This window comes from Lentzea nigeriaca, assembly GCF_016907955.1.
In the GTDB taxonomy this organism is placed as follows: domain Bacteria; phylum Actinomycetota; class Actinomycetes; order Mycobacteriales; family Pseudonocardiaceae; genus Lentzea; species Lentzea nigeriaca.
In genome coordinates this window covers 221773-240351 of record NZ_JAFBCX010000008.1, presented here as the reverse complement: position 1 = coordinate 240351, position 18579 = coordinate 221773, and the positions used below count along the sequence as shown (strand labels likewise).

The following is an 18579-nucleotide window of genomic DNA, read 5'->3' as shown; positions in this document are numbered from 1 at the left end:
TTTCTAGGTCGTTCCGAGGCGGTAGAACGGCCGTGCATCCGTGCCGACATCAACGAGCTTTCCACCATCTACCAGGCGATTCAGGGTCCGATGGAAGGATGAGGGAACCAGGCCCGCTTCCTTGCGGAGCTGGTCCTTCGTGCATCCGGTAGCGCTGAACGCGGACATGAAGGCGGACATCAGCCGCTGGTCGTTGTCGGGCGCCATGTCCGGGGGGCGGACATGGTCCAAGACCCCGGATTCACGGACCTGGCGAAGCCTGAGCGTCAGCTCGTCATCGGCCGCCCCGTCCTTGCGCTTGGTCCTCGCGAGGGTGACAGCGGCGGCGTTCCCCTTGGTCGTGTAGATCGTGTCCATGCCCGCGCCGAGGCTGGTCGAGCCCCGGATCGTGCCGTCCTTGCCCGCGTGGTGCACCACGAACACGGAGCCACCGGCCGTGGCTTGCTGGATCGCGTACATCGCGTTGACGACGCGCCCCATATCGGTCGCAGAGTTCTCCTCCATGCCGACGGCGCAGCGGTTGAGGGTCTCCAGGATCACGAGCACGGGCTTGTGTTCGGCGACCAGCTCGCAGAACTCGGCGACCTCCGTCGCGCGGCCGAAGTTCACCGGCATCGGCAGCGTGAGCAGGTTCGTGTCCGGGATGTCCACGCCCGTGTCCGCCTCCCATGCGGCGAGCCGTCCGTTCAGGCCGGAGGCGCCCTCACCCGCGACGTAGATGACAGGCCCTGGGGCCATGACCTCGCGTCCGAACCACGGATGCCCGGTCGCGATGGAGGCCGCCCAGGACAGCCCGACGAACGACTTGCATGAGCCGTACGGCCCGGCGAGCATTCCGAGCGTGCCCATCTCGATCGTGTCCGCGATCAGAGGACGCAGCGCGGGGAGCGAGGCAAGCCCCGTGCGCGTGAGGATCCGGTCCCGCAGCGGGACGCTTCCGGCGGAATCCTCGGACGCGACGAGCGCGGCGGCTTCCTTACGGGCGCGGAGCCGATCAGCTTCTCGCTGCACTTCGCTCTTGTGCCGCTCGGCCTTGCTCCGCTCGTCGACCGCGTGCTGAACGCGCTTGTACATCTGCGCGACGCCCGTGCACAGGTATTCCTGGTGTCGCACGTGCTGCGTGGCCGGATAGTCGCGGCGCAGCACCGCGCACGTCTGCTCGGCGGTGAACCCCGCGCGGACGCATTCCTTCAGGACTGTTCCGGCACCTTTGAGTTTGTCGGTTTCGTCCACACGAGCGACGACGGCAAGCACATTCGGCGGGAGTACATCCGGCAGAACCACGGTGCTGTGCGCGCACAGCGTGACCTGTGGCAGGGCAGTCACCGAAGGCGGATGGACCTTCGTGCCGTTGACCATCAGGAAGTGCCCCCTGCCACTGAGGCCACGATGGCTTCGCCGCGCAGCGTCAACGCCACGTCGTTCGCCATCTCGGTTGTGATGACGGTGTCGCGACCGAAGACGTCGCCCTCATTGGCGAGAGCCGCGATCAGCTCGGCCGTGATCTCGACCTGGGCGCCCTTGTACGGCACAGGGCGGCCGTCGTCATCGAGCACGGGCGCCCACCCGAGGCCGTAGGAGGGAACGCGGAAGTAGCGGAGTAGCTGCGCGGACTGTTCGCGTCGGCGCTCGTCAGTTCGAGTTACCATTGGCGTGGTTTCTTTCTCGCGTGCGCGACGCCTCCCAGGGCACTTACCGCCGCGCGAGCTGTTCAGGATCGACAGCGGCCCGGTGGTGACGCACCGGGCCATCGTCGTTTCAGTGGTTCTTGCGCCAGCTGCGCTTCGGTGGCGTCGGCACCGGCCGAGTGACTACGGCCGGAGCCGGGACAGCGTCCAGTTCGGACAGAGCGCGAAGCAGTTGCGCCCGACGCTGCGCGAGGTCCGCTCCTTCCGCACGACCGCGCCGTTCGTGATCGGCTCGCGCATCGTCGGCGACGGCCTGGCGTTCGGCTTCGGCACGTGCGCGGCGGGCGACGATCGGCAGCGCGCCCGTGATCGCCTCGTCCGTGATTTGGACGCCGAGCTGCGTGACGACTCCCGCCGTCCGGACGTGCGCCCGGATCGTCGGCAGGGTGAGCTGCACGGTGGCGCCGTCGAGGCGTCCGAGCAGAGAACCGTCGTCACCTGCGGTTACGGGCGCGAACCACGACCCCAGCAGGTCGGCGAGCGTCGCCGCGAACGGCACCGCGGAGGCTTTGCCGGCCACGGCTTCGATGCTGGCCCGGAAGGCGCGATCGGACTCCTCGCCCATCCAGTCGGGGCGGTCGCAGTGACCGAAGGCCGCGTCAGCGCGGACCTGGATTGCTGGCTGATTCGCAGAGAAGGCGCTCATGCCGCCACCTCGGAGCCGATCGCGACGGTGACGACCGGCTTCAGGATCGCCGCGAGGCGGGAGCGCTGCTCGGCGGTGAGCGGCGGGGCCGCTGCGACGGACGCGGCGACGGCGGCGAGGTACCGCTCGCTCCGGAATGCCGCTCGCGCCTGTTCGGTGCGCGGGTCGTCTGGGCCGAAGAGCGCGGTGCGGCGGGCGAGGGTGCCTCGCGCTGACAGCGTCTCGGGTGTGGCTTGGGCCCTGGGCATTGAATGGTCCTCCGCACATGACGAAGAGGATCCGACCTACGACATCTTCTGTGCCGTAAGGGATCTGACCATCCGTCTCGGCGGAAGTACCCGGAGCCAAGATCTGCTCAACGACAAACTACACGTCGGTAGTCGCTCTAGCGAGCGGCACGCCGCAGCAACTCGGCAACATCGAACTCGGGAATTCCTTGGAGCGCCAAGGCATCGAGTGCGGGCGTGAGGATGCTGAAGGGCAAGCTGTAGACGCCGCGCCGCGCGTCGCTGTGCCGCCTCCAGCACTCCAGCTCGACACCACGCTTCGTCCGGCGCACACCACCGCGAACCCTGTAGCGACGCTCCCCGTCCACGTCGGTGACGAAGTGGTGGCCTTCAAGGCAGTCCCAGTCCGCTCCGGCGTACAGGAGCGCGTTCACCTGGTTGCGCGGATCCGTGTCGTGTTCTCCAAGCGCTTCGAGGTGCAATGACTCCCATCGGCCGGACAGGCTGCGGTCGAAGATGAACTCGGCCCGGTGCGGGGCCGCCGTTTCGCCTTGGCATACCAGGACAACTCGGTTCAGCATCAGCGGTTCTCCTTGCGGTGCCAGCGAACGTCTACGGAGTTCGGGTCGAACCCTTTGCGTCCTCGCGGCGCGGGGGAGACCACTACGACGCACATCGCGTCGATCGCTGTGCGGCGCATCATCAACGGTGCGGCATCGAATGCGGCCACCGGATCGGAGGCCAGCAGGATCCCAGCCGCGCCCTTCCTTGTAGTCAGGCGTGCCTGCACCCGCTGCGCTTCGGCAAGCTCGGCCTCGACCTTTGACGTCGCCACCTTGTAACGATGGCCGTCGATCAGCTCGGCGTCATAATCGTCGGAGATCCGTCGGAGCCTTGCTCGCAATCGCTTGACCTCCTTGCCGACAGTGCGTGCTTCCTCGGACTCTTCTGGGGCAAGCAGATCGGCTAGATCGGGGCGTGCGAGCCGTCCACGCACCACGTCAAGGACGAACTGGTCGATGCCGTCCTGCGCGCGGGTCAGGCAGCCACGAGGACAGCGGTAGCGGTTCCCGGAGAACGCCCGGACCGGGTCAGAGCAGACACCACACCGAAACAGTCCTGAACCGAGGTGCTTGCGGTCGGTGCCTTGCTGCGTGCGTCGGCGCGGATCGTTGAGGCGGGTCTGGACGTCGTCGAACGTGTCCTCATCCACGATCGCGGACCAGATCCCTTTGCAGCCGTTGGCTTTCCCCATGTACACCGCCAGTCCCGCGTACCGGGGGTTCGTCAGCATCGTCCGCACGCTGGACGGGTTCCACGGCTTCCCGTGTCTCGTGGGGATGCCGGTTGAGGTGAGCCAGGCCGCCAGGCTGCGCAACGAGTCCCCGGCGGCGAAGCGCTCGAACACCTGCTTCACGATGACGGCCTCGTGCTCGATCGTCTCGCCCTTGGGCGTGTAGCCGGTCAGGCGCACTCCCAACGGTGGCCGTCCCAGTTCCGCGCGCTGGACGGCCGCGCGGCGCTGTCGCTCGCCCTTGCGCTTAACCTCGGACCGGGCGACGGCCGCCTTCATCCGCGCGAACAACTGACCGCCCTCGGTGGCAAGGTCCGCGTCACCGTTCGCGGTGACGAGCAGCAGGCCGCGATCTTCGGCCGCGTCAATCCAGTCCTCAAGCTGACGCGGCTGACGAGTGAGCCGGTCGAGGTCCCAACAGACGATCGCGTCGAACTCGCCCGCCTCGTACCCGGCCACGAGCCCGTCATAGCCCGGTCTGACCTTCGACTTGTCCGTGGCGGAGATCGAGTTGTCCGCGAACTCGGCCACCACCACCCACCCGCGTTGCGCGGCGATGCGGAGGCAGTCCTCCCTCTGGCGCTGGATGGCCAGTTCCTCGCCGGTGGGGTCGAGCGAAACGCGCAGGTAAACGGCGCAGCGGACGGTTGCCGTGTCGGTCATGGCTCTAGTGTTGCATTGCGTGGTAATTTGGTGGAGTTCCGCTTCAACGTCTGACGGGCAGGGTGCCGGGTCGGGTGTCCCGGCATCTGACGCATAGACGTGATGTTTGCGTCAACCTATCGTTGACGCATGCTGTACCCACGCCTGCGCTCAAGGCTGCGGATCAGCGGGTTCTGCGCGAGATCGAGGGTCTTCGGGAGTCGCTGCGCCAACAGGTCCGGTCCACTCCGACGAAGTGGACCGAAGGGTTGCGCAAATTCCTGACCGCCGACGCGGTGGCGGCCTCCAACTCGATCGAGGGCTTCAAGGTGCCCACGGTCGACGTCGAGGACCTTCTCGAGGGCGAGCGGGATGTCGATGTCTCCGAGGAAGACCGCGACGAGACGCTCGCCTATCAGCGGATGACGACCTACATCCAGACGCTGCACGATGTCGAGGACTTCCGCTACGGCAAGGAGTTCCTCAACGCGCTCCACTGGATGCTGCAAGGGCACCGGAACACGCGGCGCAAGCCTGCGGGGCAATGGCGGCGCGGTCCGGTGTACGTGACGGACGCCCGGGACCCCAGCATCGCGGTGTACACGGCGCCCGACATGGCTGGTGTGCCCGCGTTGATGGGTGAACTGGTCGAGTGGCTGAACACGGAGGACGGCAGTCACCCGCTGGTGCGAGCCGCGATGGCGCACCTGCACCTCGTTTCCATCCGCCCGTGGGGGATGGAAACGGCCGTATGTCCAGGTCCCTCCAGACCCTCATGATCGCGAGAGAGGGAGAACTGGCGCCCGAGTTCTCCTCGATCGAGGCTTGGCTGGGGCGGCCGGGCAACACCTGGGAGTACTTCCGCGAACTGCAGCGCCGCGGAGCCACCTACCATCCGGACCAGGACGTTTCTGGCTGGATCCGGTTCAACCTCACCGCGTATCACCAGCAGGGCGCAGACCGTGCGGGAGCTGCTCACCGAGGCGCTGGTCACGTACGAGAAGCAGCGTCCATCGGAAGCGGATGAGGTTCGGGACCTGCTGGTCTACTCGACTAGTAGAGCGTCGCGGCTTGGTTGTGCTCCGTTGAGTCGGGCTGGGGGCTGGGCGGTCTGGTGCTCGTCACCGAAAGCCCGGATGGTCGCGTTCTCATGCAGGTCGCTGCCGAGATGGCGGTAGAGAAATGCTGACGCAAACGTTTGCTGATCATCCCAACTGCTGCCAACCGTGCAGTTGGCAGCCAGGAGAGCGCAATCTTCATGATCGAAGCCGGCTGCCTGCCGGCATCACCCTCACTGTCACATCCCAAGAGACAGCTGCGACACGCTACTAGGTTTGTGCCGACCTCTGTGGGGTAGTCCAGAGAAGGATTCCCCACCTGGAGGTGTCATGATCGTTCTCGGTCTGATCCTGCTCGTCGTCGGATGGCTGGCCGGTATCAGCATTCTGACGACCATCGGAGTGGTGCTTCTGGTGATCGGCGCGATCCTCGCCGTCCTCGGCGCAGTGGGCAAGCCGGTCGGCGGTCGTGCGCACTACTTCTGACGCCCTAGGCGTCGTCAAATAGCGAAAAGAGAAAGAAAGAGGGAGTCTCCACAGTGTCCAATCACTGGGGAGGCTCCCTCTTTCGGTTGTGTCGCAACGGTTACGCGTTGTTCCTGGTGCGAGCCGCGGCGGCGAAGACTCCGAACGCGACCCCCAGCATGCCCAGAGCGGCGACAGCGGCAACGACAAGATCAACAGACATGATCAGCAATACTCCCTCTAGCGATCTCTCCCGTGTTGATGACGCTCGGATACCCCCCGACGTTGCCTCGGGTAACGTTTTCGGGGTGAAACTCCGTGCTGTGGAAGCGCGTGTGCTCTCCGTAGCGCCGTGGCTGCTCGCGTTGTCCGTCTTCGGACACCTACTGATGGTCGCCTTCCAGGCGAAGATGACCATGATCGACCTGCTGGTGTACCGCAACGGCTCGCCGCACCTGTTCTCCGGCGACCTGTACGAGTGGCGGCTCGACCAGTACGCGGACGTGTTCCCGCTGCCGTTCACCTACCCGCCGTTCGCGGCCGCGATCTTCACGCCGATGAGCTGGATCCCGTGGGAGGCCTCGCGGTGGGTCTGGCAGCTGGTCTGCCTCGGCTGCCTGTACTTCATCGTGCGCACCAGCCTCAAGCTGCTGAAGCTCGACGACCCGCGCCGCGCGATGCTGTGGACCGCGCTGGTGCTGTGGATCGAGCCGGTGCGCACCACGCTCAACTACGGCCAGATCAACCTGGTGCTGTGCGCGATCCTCATCGGCACGCTCGCGAGCGCGCGCAACTGGGTCGGCGGCGCCGGTGTGGGTTTCACCGCGGGCATCAAGCTCACGCCCGCTATTTCCGGTTTGTACTTCCTCATCCAACGTCGGTGGATGGCTGCCGTCTGGTCGTTCGTGGCGTTCGTCGCCGTGTACGGCATCGGCTGGGCCATCTCGCCCGCGCAGTCGAACAAGTTCTGGTTCGAGCTGCTCGGTGACGCGAGCCGGGTCGGGCCGGTCGGCAGCGCGATCAACCAGTCGTTGCGCGGGGCGTTGAGCCGCACGGTCGGTTACGACGTCAAGACCGGGCCGATCTACCTCCTGGGTGTGCTCGTCGCCGCCGCGCTGACGTGGTTCGCGGTCAGCAGGACCAAGGACACGCTGGCGCTGATCATCGGCGTCCAGATGCTCGGCCTGCTGGTCTCGCCGATCTCCTGGAGCCACCACTGGGTGTGGATGGTGCCCGCCCTCCTGTGGCTGATCTACGAGGGCGGACACCTCCTGTGCAAGATCACCGCCGGTCTGTGGGTGTTGCTGACCGGCGGGTACCTGATCTCGTTCCTGCTGCTCGCCCAGCCGAACATCTGGGACTTCCCGCGTCCCTGGATCTTCACGCTGCTCGGCTGGGGTTATCCGGCCGCCGGCATGCTGACGCTGGTCGCGATCGGCCTAGCAGCCCGGAGTAAGAGGAACGAGCTGCTGCCCGGCGAGGAGGAAGCTGCCGACGGCGAACCCAGCCGAGTCGCCGGCTGAGGCGGGCTTCCAGGAGTTGCGGGCCGCCGTCCAGCCGAGCAGGCCGTCGGCGTCCAGCGCGGTCTGCAGTGCCTGCCAGCCCTTACGCACGTGCGGCAGGTAGGTGTCCTGGTCGAGCACGCCCGCGTTGATGCCGGCCGCGAACGCGTAGGTGATCATCGCGGTGGCCGCCGAGTCCTTGCCGGTCGCGCCCCAGAAGCCGTCGTGGCGTTGCAGGTACCGCAACGTCTGCGCGGTCTTGCGCAGCGTCCTGGCGTAGTCGGCGCGGTACGGGTTGTCCCTCGGCAGCGAGAGCATCGCCTTGGCGAGGCCCTGGACGGCCCAGCCGTTGGTCTGCACGTTCGGGCCCCACAGGCCCGTGACCTGGTTGAACGTGCGCCGCTTGAGGCTGCGGTAGGACTGGTAGGAGTAGTCGAGCAGGTCCTGGTCGAGGTCGCGCACGGCGACCTCGGTGAAGGACGGCAGCGACATGTTCAACGCGTCCGGCGACTTCCAGTAGTCGAACCTCCCGGTCTTCGCCTGGGCCCGCAGGTTGTCCCGCAACGGCTGGAGCACCGCGGGTTCCGGGTGGAAGAACGACACAGCCAGGTAGGCCTCGCCGCTCGACTGCGGGTCCGGGGCGTACGGGTTCGCCGGGTCGACGGGCAGCAGGTACTTGTTCGCCTGCACCCACGGCCAGGTCTTGTGGTTGCTGATCCCGGTCGTCCTGACCTGCGCGATGTTGCCGGTGTGGAAGTTCGCGTTGGACCAGTTGTTCGCCTTGAGGTCGGTGCCCTTGGTGACCCACGCCGTGCTGGCCTTGATCATCACGTCCGTCACGGCGCACGGCACGGCCTGAGCGGCCGCGGGTGCGATCAGAAGGCTGCCTGCCAGCGCCACGACGAAAAGAGGTGTGCGCAACCGCATGAGGGTGTTCCCTCTCATATCCGCGGGCGGCGGCAGCGCACATCTTGACCGAATCAGGCCAGTGCGTCCAGGACTCCGTCGATTTCCTCGGCGAGAGACACGTCGAGCGCGGTGATTCCTCCCTTGTAGTGGGTGCTCAGGCGGAAGGTGAGGGTCTTGTAGCGGATGTCGATGTCGGGATGGTGGTTGTCGTTCTCCGCGATCTCGGCGATCCGGTTCACGACCATGATCGCCTGCGCGAAGCTCTCCAGCTCGGCGGTCCTGACCAGCGCCGCGTCCTGGGCGGCCCAGTTCGGCAGCTTGGGCAGCACGTCGTTCAACTGATCGTCGCTCAACAGCTCGGCCATGTCCTGATCGTCCCACCACGTCACGTAAGCTGCGCGTTTGCCACGGGAGTCCGGTGAAGCGCCGGGCTGAGAGGAGGGCTCGCAAGCCCTCGACCGTCCACCTGATCCGGGTCATACCGGCGTAGGGAGAGATTTCGATGAGAAGGATTTGCGCTGTTCTGGCCGCGTTGGCCCTGACCGGTTGTTCGACCGGTACCTCCACCGCGCCGCAAACGCACGAGGTCACTTTGGTGACGCACGACTCGTTCGCGGTGAAGGAAGGCCTCTTCGACGAGTTCCAGAAGGCCACCGGAATCACCGTGAAGCAGATCGCGAACGGTGACGCGGGCGAACTCACGAACAAGCTGGTGCTCACCAAGTCGAACCCGATCGGCGACCTCGCGTTCGGCGTCGACTCGACGTTCGCGTCGCGGGCGCTGTCCGAGGGCGTGTTCGCCGAGTACGCGTCGCCGGAGGCTTCGAAGGGCGCTCAGCGGTACAAGGTCGACGACACCGGGCGGCTGCACGCCGTCGACGTCGGTGACGTGTGCCTGAACATCGACCCGGCCAAGCTCAGCGGGGTCGAGCCCGCCTCGTACGAGGACCTGGTAGACCCGAAGTTCAAGGACAAGCTGGTCGTGGAGAACCCGGCCACGTCCTCGCCAGGGCTCGCGTTCCTGCTCGGCACGATCGCGAAGTTCGGCGAGAACGGCTGGCAGGACTACTGGACCAAGCTCAAGGCCAACGGCGTCAAGGTCGTGAGCGGCTGGGAAGAGGCCTACAACCAGGAGTTCTCCGCCACCAAGGGCGACCGGCCGATCGTCGTCTCCTACGCCGCGTCGCCGTCGGCGGAGGGCGGGAAGACCAAGGCGGTGCTGGGCACCTGCTACCGGCAGGTCGAGTACGCGGGCGTGCTGGCCGGTGCCAAGAACGCCGCGGACGCGCAGAAGGTGCTCGACTTCCTGCTGAGCGAGAAGTTCCAGGCGCAGGTGGCCGAGAACATGTACGTCTACCCGTCGCGTGAGGGTGTCGCGCTGCCCGAGTCGTGGACGAAGGACGCGCCCTTGCCGGCGAACCCGCAGACGCTGCCCGCGGACAAGGTCAAGGACAACCGCGAAGCGTGGGTCGAACAGTGGCGCAAGCTCGTGCAGGGCTGATCTCGGCACGTTCCGGCTGGTCGGCGGCGGCGCTGCTGCCGCTGGCCTTCCTCGGGCTGTTCTTCGCGTGGCCCGTGCTGGCGATCGTGTCGCTGGGACTGCGCGAGGGCGGGGTGGTCGTCGCGCTGGTCAGCGGCGAGACGTGGGAGCTCGTCGGGTTCACGCTCGGGCAGGCCGCCGCGTCGACGCTCGTGGCCGTCGTCGCCGGGCTGCCCGTGGCGTTCGTGCTGGCGCGGTGCCGTCTTCGCGGGCTCGGTGTGATCCGGGCCGCCGTGATGGTGCCGTTCGTGCTGCCGACCGTGGTGGTGGGCCTCGCGTTCCGGACGTTCTGGCCGGACGGCGGGGTGCTGCCGATCGTGCTGGCGAACGCGTTCTTCAACGTCGCCGTGGTCGCGCGAACCGTTGGTGGGCTGTGGGCGCACACGGATCGGCGGGCTGAGGACGCTGCCAGGGCGCTCGGGGCCTCTCGGCCGCGGGCGTTCCTGTCGGTCGTGCTGCCGGCGTTGGCGCCCGCGATCGGGTCGGCCGCCGCGGTCGTTTTCCTGTTCTGCGCCACCAGTTTCGGTGTGGTCCTGGTGCTGGGCGGGTCGCGCTACCGGACGCTGGAGACCGAGATCTACCTGCGGACCGTCGAGCTGTTCGACCTGTCCGGGGCGGCCGCGCTGTCGTTGCTGCAGTTCACCGCCGTGCTCGCCGTGCTGGTGCTGGGCGGGGTGGCCCGGCGCCGGCGCGAGACGGCGCTGTCGTTGCGCGGCAGGGAAGAGCTGGCGAGACGGCCGTCCGGCGGTGAGTGGTACGTCGTGTTCGCGGCCTTCGCCGTCGTGGCGGCGTTGCTGACGCCGGTGGTCGGGCTGATCACGCGGTCACTGTCCACTCGGGACGGATGGAGCTTCGCCGGGTACGCGGCTCTGGCGACGCGCGGTGACCGCGGGACGCTGGCGGTGACCGGTCTCGACGCGGCCGTGAACTCGGTGCGGACGGCCTTCGACGCGACCGTGGTGGCGTTGGTGGTCGGGGTGTTCTCGGCTGTCGTGCTGATCGGGTTGCGGCGGTCCGGCGGCCGGATCGCCGAGGTGCTGGACACCGCGTTGATGCTGCCTCTCGGGGTGTCCGCGGTGACGGTCGGTTTCGGCTACCTGGTGACGATGGACGCCTTGCCGGGCGACTTCCGGACTTCGCCGTTGCTGGTGCCGCTGGCGCAGGCGCTGGTGGTGACGCCGTTGATCGTGCGGATGGTGCTCCCGGTGTTGCGCGCGGTCGACGAACGGCTGCGGCAGGCGGCGGCGACGCTCGGGGCCTCGCCGCTGCGCGTGTGGCGTGAAGTGGATCTGCCGCTGGCCGGACGGTCGCTGGCGGCGGCCGCCGGGTTCGGGTACGTGGTGGCGCTGGGGGAGTTCGGGGCCACGAGCTTCCTGGCGCGGCCGGACGCGCCGACGTTGCCGGTGGTGATCGCGCGGCTGATGTCGCGGCCGGGGGAGTTGAACAGCCAGATGGCCTACGCGGCGTGTGCGCTGCTGATGGTCGTCACGGTCGGGTGCGTGCTGCTGATCGAGCGGTTGCGCGTGCCGAGCAGCGGGGAGTTCTGATGGCGCTGGAGCTGGACTCGATCACCGTCCGTTATGGACAGACGGCGGCCGTGTCGGACGTGTCGCTCTCGGTGGCGGACGGCGAGATCGTGGCGTTGCTCGGGCCGTCCGGGTGCGGGAAGTCGACGTTGCTGCGCACGATCGCGGGCCTGGAGAAGCCGTCTTCCGGCGCGGTGCGGTGGGATTCGGCCGATCTCGACGGAGTGCCGGTGCACCGGCGCGAGTTCGGGCTGGTCTTCCAGGACGGGCAGCTGTTCCCGCACCGGTCGGTGGCGGGCAACGTGGCGTTCGGGCTGCGGATGCGGGCAGTGGACCGCGAAGAGCGGGACAAGCGGGTGCTGTCGCTGCTGGAGCTCGTCGGGCTCGAGGGCTACGCGGACCGGCGTGTGACGCAGCTGTCCGGTGGTGAGCAGCAACGGGTCGCTTTGGCGCGGGCGCTGGCGCCTTCGCCGCGGTTGTTGCTGCTGGACGAGCCGTTGTCGGCGCTGGACAGGGCGTTACGCGAACAGCTGGCCGTCGATCTGGCACGGCTGCTGCGGGAGGCGGCCACGACGGCGCTGGTGGTGACGCACGACCACGACGAGGCGTTCACGCTGGCCGACCGGGTGGCGATCATGTCGCGCGGCCGGATCGTGCAGGTCGGCCCGCCCGCCGAGGTGTGGTCGTCGCCGGTCGACGTGGAGACCGCGAAGTTCCTGGGATGCAACAAGTTCGTGCCCGGCTCGTTCGTGGGGCTGGATTCCGGACGGGTCGGGTTGCGTGCCACGGCGTTGCGGGTGGATCCGTCGGGGCCGCTCGAAGGCATTGTCCTGGAACGGGTGCATCGACGTGATCACGTGCGGTTGCTCGTGGAGATCGACGGCGAGGAGTACGAGGCGGTCGGGCCGATGACCGAGGTCGGCGACCGGGTGCGGCTCGAAATTGACTTGGACGGCGTCGCTCGCATCGGTTAGCTGGGCGTCCTATGGGATTTCTTGATGGACGAGTCGCGCTCGTCACCGGGGTGAGCAGGCGGCAGGGCATCGGGTACGCGATCGCGCGGCGGCTGGCGGGGCTGGGTGCGGATCTGTTCGTGCAGCACCATGTGGCGGCGGACGAGGCGCAGCCGTGGGGCGCGGACTCGATCGACGAGGTGATCGCGGGCATCGACGGCCGGGTGGAGCACCTGGGCGCCGACCTCACGGTGCCGGATGCGCCGGACCAGTTGATGGCGGCCGCGGTGGAGGCGTACGGACGCGTCGACATCCTGGTGTGCAACCACGCGATGAGCGGGTCGGACGGGCCGTTGGGCGAGCTGGACGCGGCCATGCTCGACCGGCACTACGCCGTGAACACGCGGTCGACGATCCTGCTGATGCAGGCGTTTGCGCGTCAGCATGACGGCGCGAAGGGCGGACGGGTCGTGTTCATGACGTCCGGGCAGAACCTCGGACCGATGCCGAACGAGGTCGCGTACGCGGCGTCGAAGGGTGCGCTGACCGGGATCATGTCGACGTTGTCGCACCACCTGATCAGGCAGGGGATCACGATCAACGCCGTGAACCCCGGCCCGACCGACACCGGCTACGCGTCGCCGGAGGCGCACGAGTGGGTGCGGGAGCGGATGCCGCTGGGCCGCTGGGGCCAGCCGGACGACGCCGCCCGGCTGGTCTCCTGGCTCTGCACCGACGACGCCGAGTGGATCACCGGTCAGGTGATCAACAGCGAGGGCGGGTTCCGCTAGCCGAAATCGATGAACGGCTCATCTGTCCACGTGAGGTGGACAGATGAGCCGTTCATCGAGAACTAGTAGTGTGTCGCAGCTATTTCTTGGGATGTGACAGAGAGAGTGATGCCGGCAGGCAGCCGCGTTTCGATCATGAAGATCGCGCTCTCATGGCTGCCAACTGCACGGTTGGCGGCAGTTGGGGTGATCAGCAAACGTTTGCGTCGGCATTTCTCTACCGCCATCTCGGCAGCGACGTGTGTGAGAGCGCGACCATCCGGGGTTTCGGTGATGAGCACCAGACCGCCCCCTGCCCGACTCAACGGAGCACAACCAAGCCGCGACGCTCTACTAGCTGTCCTTGGTGATCAGGCGCATCGCGGCGAGGCCCGTGCCGATCAGCAGGTAGCAGCCCGCGAGCAGCGTGCTGTCCCAGATCTGGCCGAGCGGGATCGGGTCTCGCATCACGTCGATCAGGCCGGGGAAGCCGGTCGTGATCAGGAACGGGTGCAGCCAGTCGAGCGACGAGAACTGCCCCAGCACCTGGAACACGATGATCGTCGTCATCGTCGCCGCCTGCACCACCAGCGGGTGCTCGGTGGTCGACGAGACGGCGAGGGCGACCGCGCCGATCGACACCATCTGGAACGTCACCAGCACGACGAACAAGGCGATGCGCAGCAGGCCCTGTCCGGTCGAGAGCGTGGTGCCGGACAACGTCATCATGCCGTTGGTGCCCAGGAACGCGGTGCCGGCGATGATGCCCACGACCGCCATCAGCGTGACGGCGAAGAGCGACATCGCGGTGAGGCCGAAGAGCTTCACGAACAGCAGCCGCACCCGTGACACCGGTGCGACGAGCAGCCCGCGCAACGTGCCGTGCTGCGCCTCGCCCGCGAGTCCGTCCGCAGCCCAGATCGACGCCACCAGCGGCAGCAGCAGGTTGAGCGACAGGAACAGGGTGAAGATCGGCACGACCATGCCGTTGCCCTGCAGGATCGCGGCGAGCCCTGGGCCGCCGCCTCCGTCGCCCGCGGTCCAGATGCCGAAGCTGATGATGATCGGCACGAGGACGAGCCCGAACAGGCCGATGATGGTCCGCGGCCTGCGCAGCATCCAGCGCACCTCGGAACCGAACTGACGCGTGATCATCGCGGCCCCCCGTCCAGCGTGTCCACAGCGGACATTCCGCGCTCGGCCTCCTCGGCCTCGGTGAGCCGCGCGAACAGCTCCTCCAGGCCCGTCTTCCACCGCGTCGCCTCGTAGACCCCGACGCCGGCCTGCACCAGCGTCTCGATCACCTGCGGCGCCGACGTTCCCGCTAGCTCGACCCGGAGGCCCTCGCCGAGCGGTCGTGCGGAGATCTTGGCCTGGCGCAGCGAGCTGAGCGCCTTCTCCACGTCCGGGGTGACGACCTGCAGCGCCGAGCCGCCCGCCTGCAGCAGCTCGGTCAGTTCACCTTGCGCCACAACGGTTCCGCGGTGCAGCACCGCGACGTGCGTGCAGGTGGCCTCGACCTCGCTCAGCAGGTGGCTGGAGACGAGCACCGTGGTGCCCCGGTCGTGCAGCTCCGCGATGATCCTGCGGATCTCCCTGGTGCCTGCCGGGTCGAGGCCGTTGGTCGGCTCGTCGAGCACGACCAGCTTGCGCGGCACGAGCAACGCCGCGGCCAGGCCGAGACGTTGCTTCATGCCGAGCGAGTACCCCCGGTACCTGCGGTGCGCGGCCTGCGCGAGCCCGACGCGTTCGAGCGCGTCCTCGACGGCCTGCTTGATCCGGCGCTTCTCGAGGAGCGGCTCGAACGCGGCGCACCTGATGAGGTTCTCCCGCCCCGACAGGAACGGGTGGAACCCCGGACCCTCGACCAGCGCGCCAACGTGCGGCAGCGCCTGCTCGGCACCGTCCGGCAACGGCCGGCCCAGCAGCTCGATCTCCCCCTGCGTGGGCCGCACCAACCCGAGCAGCATCCGGATCGTCGTCGTCTTGCCCGACCCGTTGGGGCCGAGCATGCCGAGCACGGCCCCCTCCGGCAGCTCGAGGTCGACGCGGTCGACGGCGACCGTGCTCCCGTACTCCTTGCGCAGACCCCTGGTCCGCGCGGCGACAGCCTGTTGCGTTGGTGCTGTCACCGGCGCGCTGGTCGAGGTGGTCACTTCACCTGTCCGATCGTGTCGAACAGCACCTGCTCGGGAACGGCACCCGCGACCACCCGGCCGTCGTCCGCGATCAGGATCGTGGCGACCTTCGTGGTGAACAGCTTGCCGCTACCCCAGCTGCCGCTGACCTTCTTCGTGAACCGGTCGACCAGCCCCTGCGCCTCTGTCGGCACCTGGGTCATGGCGTCCGCCGGGATCCGCGCACCGATCACCGAGTCCCAGCCGGTGCCGAAGATCTGCGGGTCCTTGCCCTGCAGGGCCGCTTCCAGTCCTGCTTCCGGCAGCTGCTCGCGGGCCTGCGCCTCCTTGGCCTCCGGGGTGGTGACCTTGGCGTTCGCCGGCGGGGTGAACTCGAACAGCTTCGCGTCCTGCGGGCCGACGTTGATCTGGGTGAAGCCGACCGTGCCCGCCGGTTCCGACGCGCCGTTGGTGAGGACCGCGACCCTCAGCGGCATCTTCAGCTCGGAGTCGACCGCGATCCTGACCTCGCGGATCAGGGTCTTCTCCGTGGGCTTCGGGGTCAGCACCAGTTCGTAGGCGGCACGGTTCGCGACCCTCGCGGTGCCGTCGACCGTGATGTCGCTGAACTCCTTGGTCTTGGTGACGATCTCCTTGGCCGCCGTGGCCGGGTCGATCGCCTTCTCGCCCGTGGACTCCTTCGGCTCCGGTGAGTCCTTGTGCTCGGACTTCGTGACCTCGTTGTCCTTCGAGTTCCACGACCAGGTGGTCTTGCCGTCGTCCACGATGGTCTGCTCGGACTGGCCGTTCGGCAGGGCGAGCCGCAGCTTGCCGTTGCCGTCGGTCCAGATCCGCGCGCTGTGCTTGCCGTCAGCCAGTTGCGGGATCTCGGCGATCGACGGGAGACCGAGCTTGTTGTCGACCTCCACGGTGCCGCCGAACGCGCCCGGCTTGGCGGTCATGACCTGTTCCACGAGTGACTCCGCCGAGACGTCCGGCAGGGATGGTGGCTGGCCCGCGCCTGCTGGCATGGCTAGCAGGCTCAGGCCTGCCGCGCCGGTGAGCACACCGGCCGTTGCCACGGCCAGGGTCACCTTTCGCTTGTTCATTCCTGTCCCCTCCTCCAAGGGCTTGTACGTCTAGCTTGGGGTGGGGTAGCTGAGATGGTGCTGAGACTACCTCTACCTGCGGTTTTGTGCCTGTTTCAGCACGATTGCTGAGAGTCGGCTGAGATCTTGCGGGCGGCTGGGAGCGGTGCGCGTCATGCTGTGCGGTGTGAAGCCTCGGGTGCTGGTCGTGGACGACGAAGTCGGCGTGCGTCGGGCGTTGGAGCGTGGGCTTGCGGCCGAGGGGATGGAAGTGGTCACGGCCGCCGACGGGCCCACGGCGTTGAAGGTGGCGTTGACCGGGGCGTTCGACGTCGTGCTGCTCGACATCATGTTGCCGGGGCTGTCGGGGTACCGGGTGTTGCAGCGGATGCGGGCCGACGGGGTGCGGACGCCGGTGTTGATGGTGTCGGCGAAGGACGGGGAGATCGACCAGGCCGACGGGCTGGACCTCGGGGCCGATGGGTACCTGGTCAAGCCGTTCAGCTTCGTGGTGCTGGTGGCGCAGGTACGGGCGCTGTTGCGGCGCGGGGGTGGGGCGCGGCGGAGGCTGACGCTGGGGAGTCTGGTCATCGACCGCGGGTTGCGGGAGGTCAGCTGGGGTGGGGCTGACGTGTCGCTGAGCCCTCGGGAGTACGCGGTGCTGGACGTGCTGGCCTCGCGGGCCGGGTCGGTGGTGACCAAGGACGAGTTGCTGCGGGCCGTGTGGGGAGACGAGCAGGCCGCTACCCGGAACGCGGTCGAGGTCTACGTGGGGTACCTCAGGCGCAAGCTGGAGGCCGTGGGGGCCGGGGAAGTGGTGCGGACCGTGCGGGGACACGGGTACATCGCGTCCACCCCGGATCTGGACAGTGCGTTGGGGAACAGGTGAATCCTCGCCGCTGGTGGTTGCGGCGCACCTTGCGCTTCCGGATCACCGTGGTGGCCACCGGGGTGGCGTTGCTGTGCCTGCTGGCGTTCACGGGGCTGGCGCCCGCGTTGATCGGGTTCATCCAGATCACCGCGGTGGACCAGGAACTGGAGAAGGCCGAGCCGCGGTTGCTGGACGTGTCCGGGGTGCCGGTGGACGGTGGGGAGCCGCTTCCGTTGACGGCGCAGGACATCCGGACGCTGCGGAGCGGCGAGCCGGTGCTGAGGTTGGAGGGGGCCTCCGCGCACCGGTGGCGCGGGCGGGTGGTGTTCGCGGCGGACGGCACGCCTCGGCTGGAGGTGTACGGGAGCACGCTGCTCGGGTACGAGAAGGCCAACACGCTGGGGTCGCGGTGGCTGGCCGTCGCGGCGGTGCTGGTGGCCGGGCTGGTCGGGATCGCCACGTGGCTGGCGGTGCGGTCGTCGTTGCGGCCCGTGGAACGGATGCGGGTGGCGGCGGGGGAGTTGCCGCACGGGGAGCGGCTGCCGGTGCCGCCGTCGCGGGACGAGTTGCAGGCACTGGCCGAGGCGCTCAACGCGTTGCTGGCCAGGCGGGACGAGGCGTCGGATCGGCTGCGGCGGTTCACCGGGGATGCCGCGCACGAGTTGAGGTCGCCGGTGGCGTCGGTGCGGGCGCAGGCCGAAGTGGCTGTGGCGCACCCGGACCCGGACTTCTCGATCGAGGTGCTGGAGTCGGTCGTCGAGGAGTCGATCCGGCTCAGCGCGCTGGTGGACTCGCTGCTGATCCTCGCTCGCGCCGACACCGGGGCGCCGCCGCGGGCCGAGGCCGTGGACCTGGTGCTGGAGGCCGAGGCGGCCATCGAGCGGCTCGGCACCGAGTTGCTGGTGCGGTTGACCGCACCGCCGTCGGCGTGCCTGGTGCGGGCAACGAAGTCCGAGGTCGAGCTGGTGCTGGACAACCTGCTGCGCAACGCGGCTCGGTACGCGTACTCGACGATCACCCTCACGCTCGCGCCGGTCGGGCGGGACGTGCGGTTGCTCGTGGACGATGACGGGCACGGGATTCCCGTCGAGCACCGGGCGAAGGTCTTCGACCGGTTCTACCGGGTCGAAGAGGATCGTGGACGGCGGTCGGGCGGGTTCGGGCTGGGGCTCGCGCTGGTGGCGCATCTCGTGCAACGGAGGGGCGGGTCGGTGCGGGCTGCGGAGTCACCTGCCGGTGGTGCGCGTTTTGAGATTCGCTGGCCGTCCTGGTAGGCAGCGCAG

At 68.1% G+C, this 18579-nt stretch carries 21 protein-coding genes; 9 read left to right on the top strand and 12 right to left on the bottom strand.

Annotated features, from left to right (window positions below; all coding sequences use genetic code 11):
• Nucleotides 1-3 precede the first annotated feature (3 nt).
• From JOD27_RS27715 to JOD27_RS27690, 6 genes are all read right to left on the bottom strand, one after another.
• The gene (locus JOD27_RS27715) at nt 4-1359 is read right to left on the bottom strand and encodes an AAA family ATPase (RefSeq protein ID WP_204765208.1); all 1356 of its coding nucleotides are present in this window, start codon (nt 1357-1359) and stop codon (nt 4-6) included.
• Entirely contained in the window at nt 1359-1649 is a 291-nt protein-coding gene (locus JOD27_RS27710; RefSeq protein ID WP_204765207.1) for a hypothetical protein, read from the bottom strand. The genes JOD27_RS27715 and JOD27_RS27710 overlap by 1 nt, the downstream gene beginning before the upstream one ends.
• Before the next feature lie 109 nt (nt 1650-1758).
• A complete protein-coding gene (locus JOD27_RS27705; protein ID WP_204765206.1) occupies nt 1759-2334 on the bottom strand; it encodes a hypothetical protein in 576 nt (191 codons plus the stop codon).
• Nucleotides 2331-2582 carry a hypothetical protein gene (locus tag JOD27_RS27700; protein ID WP_204765205.1) on the bottom strand — a complete coding sequence of 84 codons (252 nt, stop codon included), beginning with the start codon at nt 2580-2582 and terminating at the stop codon, nt 2331-2333. The genes JOD27_RS27705 and JOD27_RS27700 overlap by 4 nt, the downstream gene beginning before the upstream one ends.
• Before the next feature lie 137 nt (nt 2583-2719).
• A complete protein-coding gene (locus tag JOD27_RS27695; protein WP_204765204.1) occupies nt 2720-3142 on the bottom strand; it encodes a hypothetical protein in 423 nt (140 codons plus the stop codon).
• Complete coding sequence (locus JOD27_RS27690) at nt 3142-4518, bottom strand: recombinase family protein (protein WP_204765203.1); 1377 nt, start codon at nt 4516-4518, stop codon at nt 3142-3144. Before JOD27_RS27690 ends, JOD27_RS27695 begins: the two co-directional genes overlap by 1 nt.
• A 74-nt stretch (nt 4519-4592) precedes the next feature.
• Here JOD27_RS27690 and JOD27_RS46815 point away from each other — a divergent pair, with 74 nt between their 5' ends.
• The 3 genes from JOD27_RS46815 (at nt 4593) to JOD27_RS27675 (ending at nt 7543) form a co-directional block, all read left to right on the top strand.
• Nucleotides 4593-5276, top strand: a complete 684-nt coding sequence (locus JOD27_RS46815) for a Fic family protein (RefSeq protein WP_204765202.1) — start codon at nt 4593-4595, stop codon at nt 5274-5276.
• A 609-nt stretch (nt 5277-5885) separates the two neighbouring features.
• On the top strand, nt 5886-6041 hold the full coding sequence (locus tag JOD27_RS27680; protein ID WP_086662791.1) for a DUF6131 family protein: 156 nt from the start codon (nt 5886-5888) through the stop codon (nt 6039-6041).
• 287 nt (nt 6042-6328) lie between these two features.
• Nucleotides 6329-7543: a mannosyltransferase gene (locus JOD27_RS27675; protein WP_204765201.1), complete on the top strand. Its 1215-nt coding sequence runs from the start codon at nt 6329-6331 to the stop codon at nt 7541-7543.
• On the opposite strand, the gene JOD27_RS27670 is transcribed toward JOD27_RS27675, so the two are convergent.
• A complete protein-coding gene (locus JOD27_RS27670; protein ID WP_204765200.1) occupies nt 7460-8443 on the bottom strand; it encodes a glycoside hydrolase family 88 protein in 984 nt (327 codons plus the stop codon). The genes JOD27_RS27675 and JOD27_RS27670 overlap by 84 nt on opposite strands.
• Nucleotides 8444-8502: 59 nt before the next feature.
• The gene (locus JOD27_RS27665) at nt 8503-8796 is read right to left on the bottom strand and encodes a 4a-hydroxytetrahydrobiopterin dehydratase (RefSeq protein WP_204765199.1); all 294 of its coding nucleotides are present in this window, start codon (nt 8794-8796) and stop codon (nt 8503-8505) included.
• Between the two features lie 137 nt (nt 8797-8933).
• Between JOD27_RS27665 and JOD27_RS27660 the strand changes: the two genes are divergently transcribed.
• The 4 genes from JOD27_RS27660 to JOD27_RS27645 are packed head-to-tail and all read left to right on the top strand — an operon-like array spanning nt 8934 to nt 13241.
• A complete protein-coding gene (locus JOD27_RS27660) occupies nt 8934-9932 on the top strand; it encodes a thiamine ABC transporter substrate-binding protein (RefSeq protein ID WP_204765198.1) in 999 nt (332 codons plus the stop codon).
• Between the two features lie 32 nt (nt 9933-9964).
• Entirely contained in the window at nt 9965-11518 is a 1554-nt protein-coding gene (locus tag JOD27_RS27655; RefSeq protein ID WP_204765337.1) for an ABC transporter permease, read from the top strand.
• Nucleotides 11518-12471, top strand: coding sequence for an ABC transporter ATP-binding protein (locus JOD27_RS27650; protein ID WP_204765197.1), 954 nt, complete (start codon nt 11518-11520; stop codon nt 12469-12471). Before JOD27_RS27655 ends, JOD27_RS27650 begins: the two co-directional genes overlap by 1 nt.
• An 11-nt stretch (nt 12472-12482) precedes the next feature.
• Nucleotides 12483-13241, top strand: coding sequence for an SDR family oxidoreductase (locus JOD27_RS27645; RefSeq protein WP_204765196.1), 759 nt, complete (start codon nt 12483-12485; stop codon nt 13239-13241).
• Nucleotides 13242-13303: 62 nt separating this feature from the next.
• Here the strand turns inward: JOD27_RS27645 and JOD27_RS27640 are convergent, their stop codons facing one another.
• The 4 genes from JOD27_RS27640 to JOD27_RS27625 are packed head-to-tail and all read right to left on the bottom strand — an operon-like array spanning nt 13304 to nt 16446.
• Nucleotides 13304-13522, bottom strand: a complete 219-nt coding sequence (locus JOD27_RS27640; protein WP_204765195.1) for a hypothetical protein — start codon at nt 13520-13522, stop codon at nt 13304-13306.
• Nucleotides 13523-13574: 52 nt separating this feature from the next.
• Nucleotides 13575-14375, bottom strand: coding sequence for an ABC transporter permease (locus JOD27_RS27635; protein WP_204765194.1), 801 nt, complete (start codon nt 14373-14375; stop codon nt 13575-13577).
• Nucleotides 14372-15376 (bottom strand): ABC transporter ATP-binding protein, encoded by a 1005-nt coding sequence (locus tag JOD27_RS27630; RefSeq protein WP_204765193.1) that lies wholly within the window; start codon nt 15374-15376, stop codon nt 14372-14374. Before JOD27_RS27630 ends, JOD27_RS27635 begins: the two co-directional genes overlap by 4 nt.
• Entirely contained in the window at nt 15373-16446 is a 1074-nt protein-coding gene (locus tag JOD27_RS27625) for a LolA family protein (RefSeq protein ID WP_204765192.1), read from the bottom strand. The genes JOD27_RS27630 and JOD27_RS27625 overlap by 4 nt, the downstream gene beginning before the upstream one ends.
• A 154-nt stretch (nt 16447-16600) precedes the next feature.
• Between JOD27_RS27625 and JOD27_RS27620 the strand changes: the two genes are divergently transcribed.
• Entirely contained in the window at nt 16601-17314 is a 714-nt protein-coding gene (locus JOD27_RS27620) for a response regulator transcription factor (RefSeq protein ID WP_204765336.1), read from the top strand.
• Nucleotides 17315-17343: 29 nt separating this feature from the next.
• Entirely contained in the window at nt 17344-18570 is a 1227-nt protein-coding gene (locus tag JOD27_RS27615; RefSeq protein ID WP_239569064.1) for a sensor histidine kinase, read from the top strand.
• Nucleotides 18571-18579: the final 9 nt, after the last annotated feature.

Coding starts and splice junctions, on each gene's coding strand:
- JOD27_RS27715 (WP_204765208.1), bottom strand. CDS start 1,359: ATGGTCAACGGCACGAAGGTCCATCCGCCTTCGGTGACTGCCCTGCCA.
- JOD27_RS27710 (WP_204765207.1), bottom strand. CDS start 1,649: ATGGTAACTCGAACTGACGAGCGCCGACGCGAACAGTCCGCGCAGCTA.
- JOD27_RS27705 (WP_204765206.1), bottom strand. CDS start 2,334: ATGAGCGCCTTCTCTGCGAATCAGCCAGCAATCCAGGTCCGCGCTGAC.
- JOD27_RS27700 (WP_204765205.1), bottom strand. CDS start 2,582: ATGCCCAGGGCCCAAGCCACACCCGAGACGCTGTCAGCGCGAGGCACC.
- JOD27_RS27695 (WP_204765204.1), bottom strand. CDS start 3,142: ATGCTGAACCGAGTTGTCCTGGTATGCCAAGGCGAAACGGCGGCCCCG.
- JOD27_RS27690 (WP_204765203.1), bottom strand. CDS start 4,518: ATGACCGACACGGCAACCGTCCGCTGCGCCGTTTACCTGCGCGTTTCG.
- JOD27_RS27680 (WP_086662791.1), top strand. CDS start 5,886: ATGATCGTTCTCGGTCTGATCCTGCTCGTCGTCGGATGGCTGGCCGGT.
- JOD27_RS27665 (WP_204765199.1), bottom strand. CDS start 8,796: ATGGCCGAGCTGTTGAGCGACGATCAGTTGAACGACGTGCTGCCCAAG.
- JOD27_RS27660 (WP_204765198.1), top strand. CDS start 8,934: ATGAGAAGGATTTGCGCTGTTCTGGCCGCGTTGGCCCTGACCGGTTGT.
- JOD27_RS27650 (WP_204765197.1), top strand. CDS start 11,518: ATGGCGCTGGAGCTGGACTCGATCACCGTCCGTTATGGACAGACGGCG.
- JOD27_RS27645 (WP_204765196.1), top strand. CDS start 12,483: ATGGGATTTCTTGATGGACGAGTCGCGCTCGTCACCGGGGTGAGCAGG.
- JOD27_RS27635 (WP_204765194.1), bottom strand. CDS start 14,375: ATGATCACGCGTCAGTTCGGTTCCGAGGTGCGCTGGATGCTGCGCAGG.
- JOD27_RS27625 (WP_204765192.1), bottom strand. CDS start 16,446: ATGAACAAGCGAAAGGTGACCCTGGCCGTGGCAACGGCCGGTGTGCTC.
- JOD27_RS27620 (WP_204765336.1), top strand. CDS start 16,601: ATGCTGTGCGGTGTGAAGCCTCGGGTGCTGGTCGTGGACGACGAAGTC.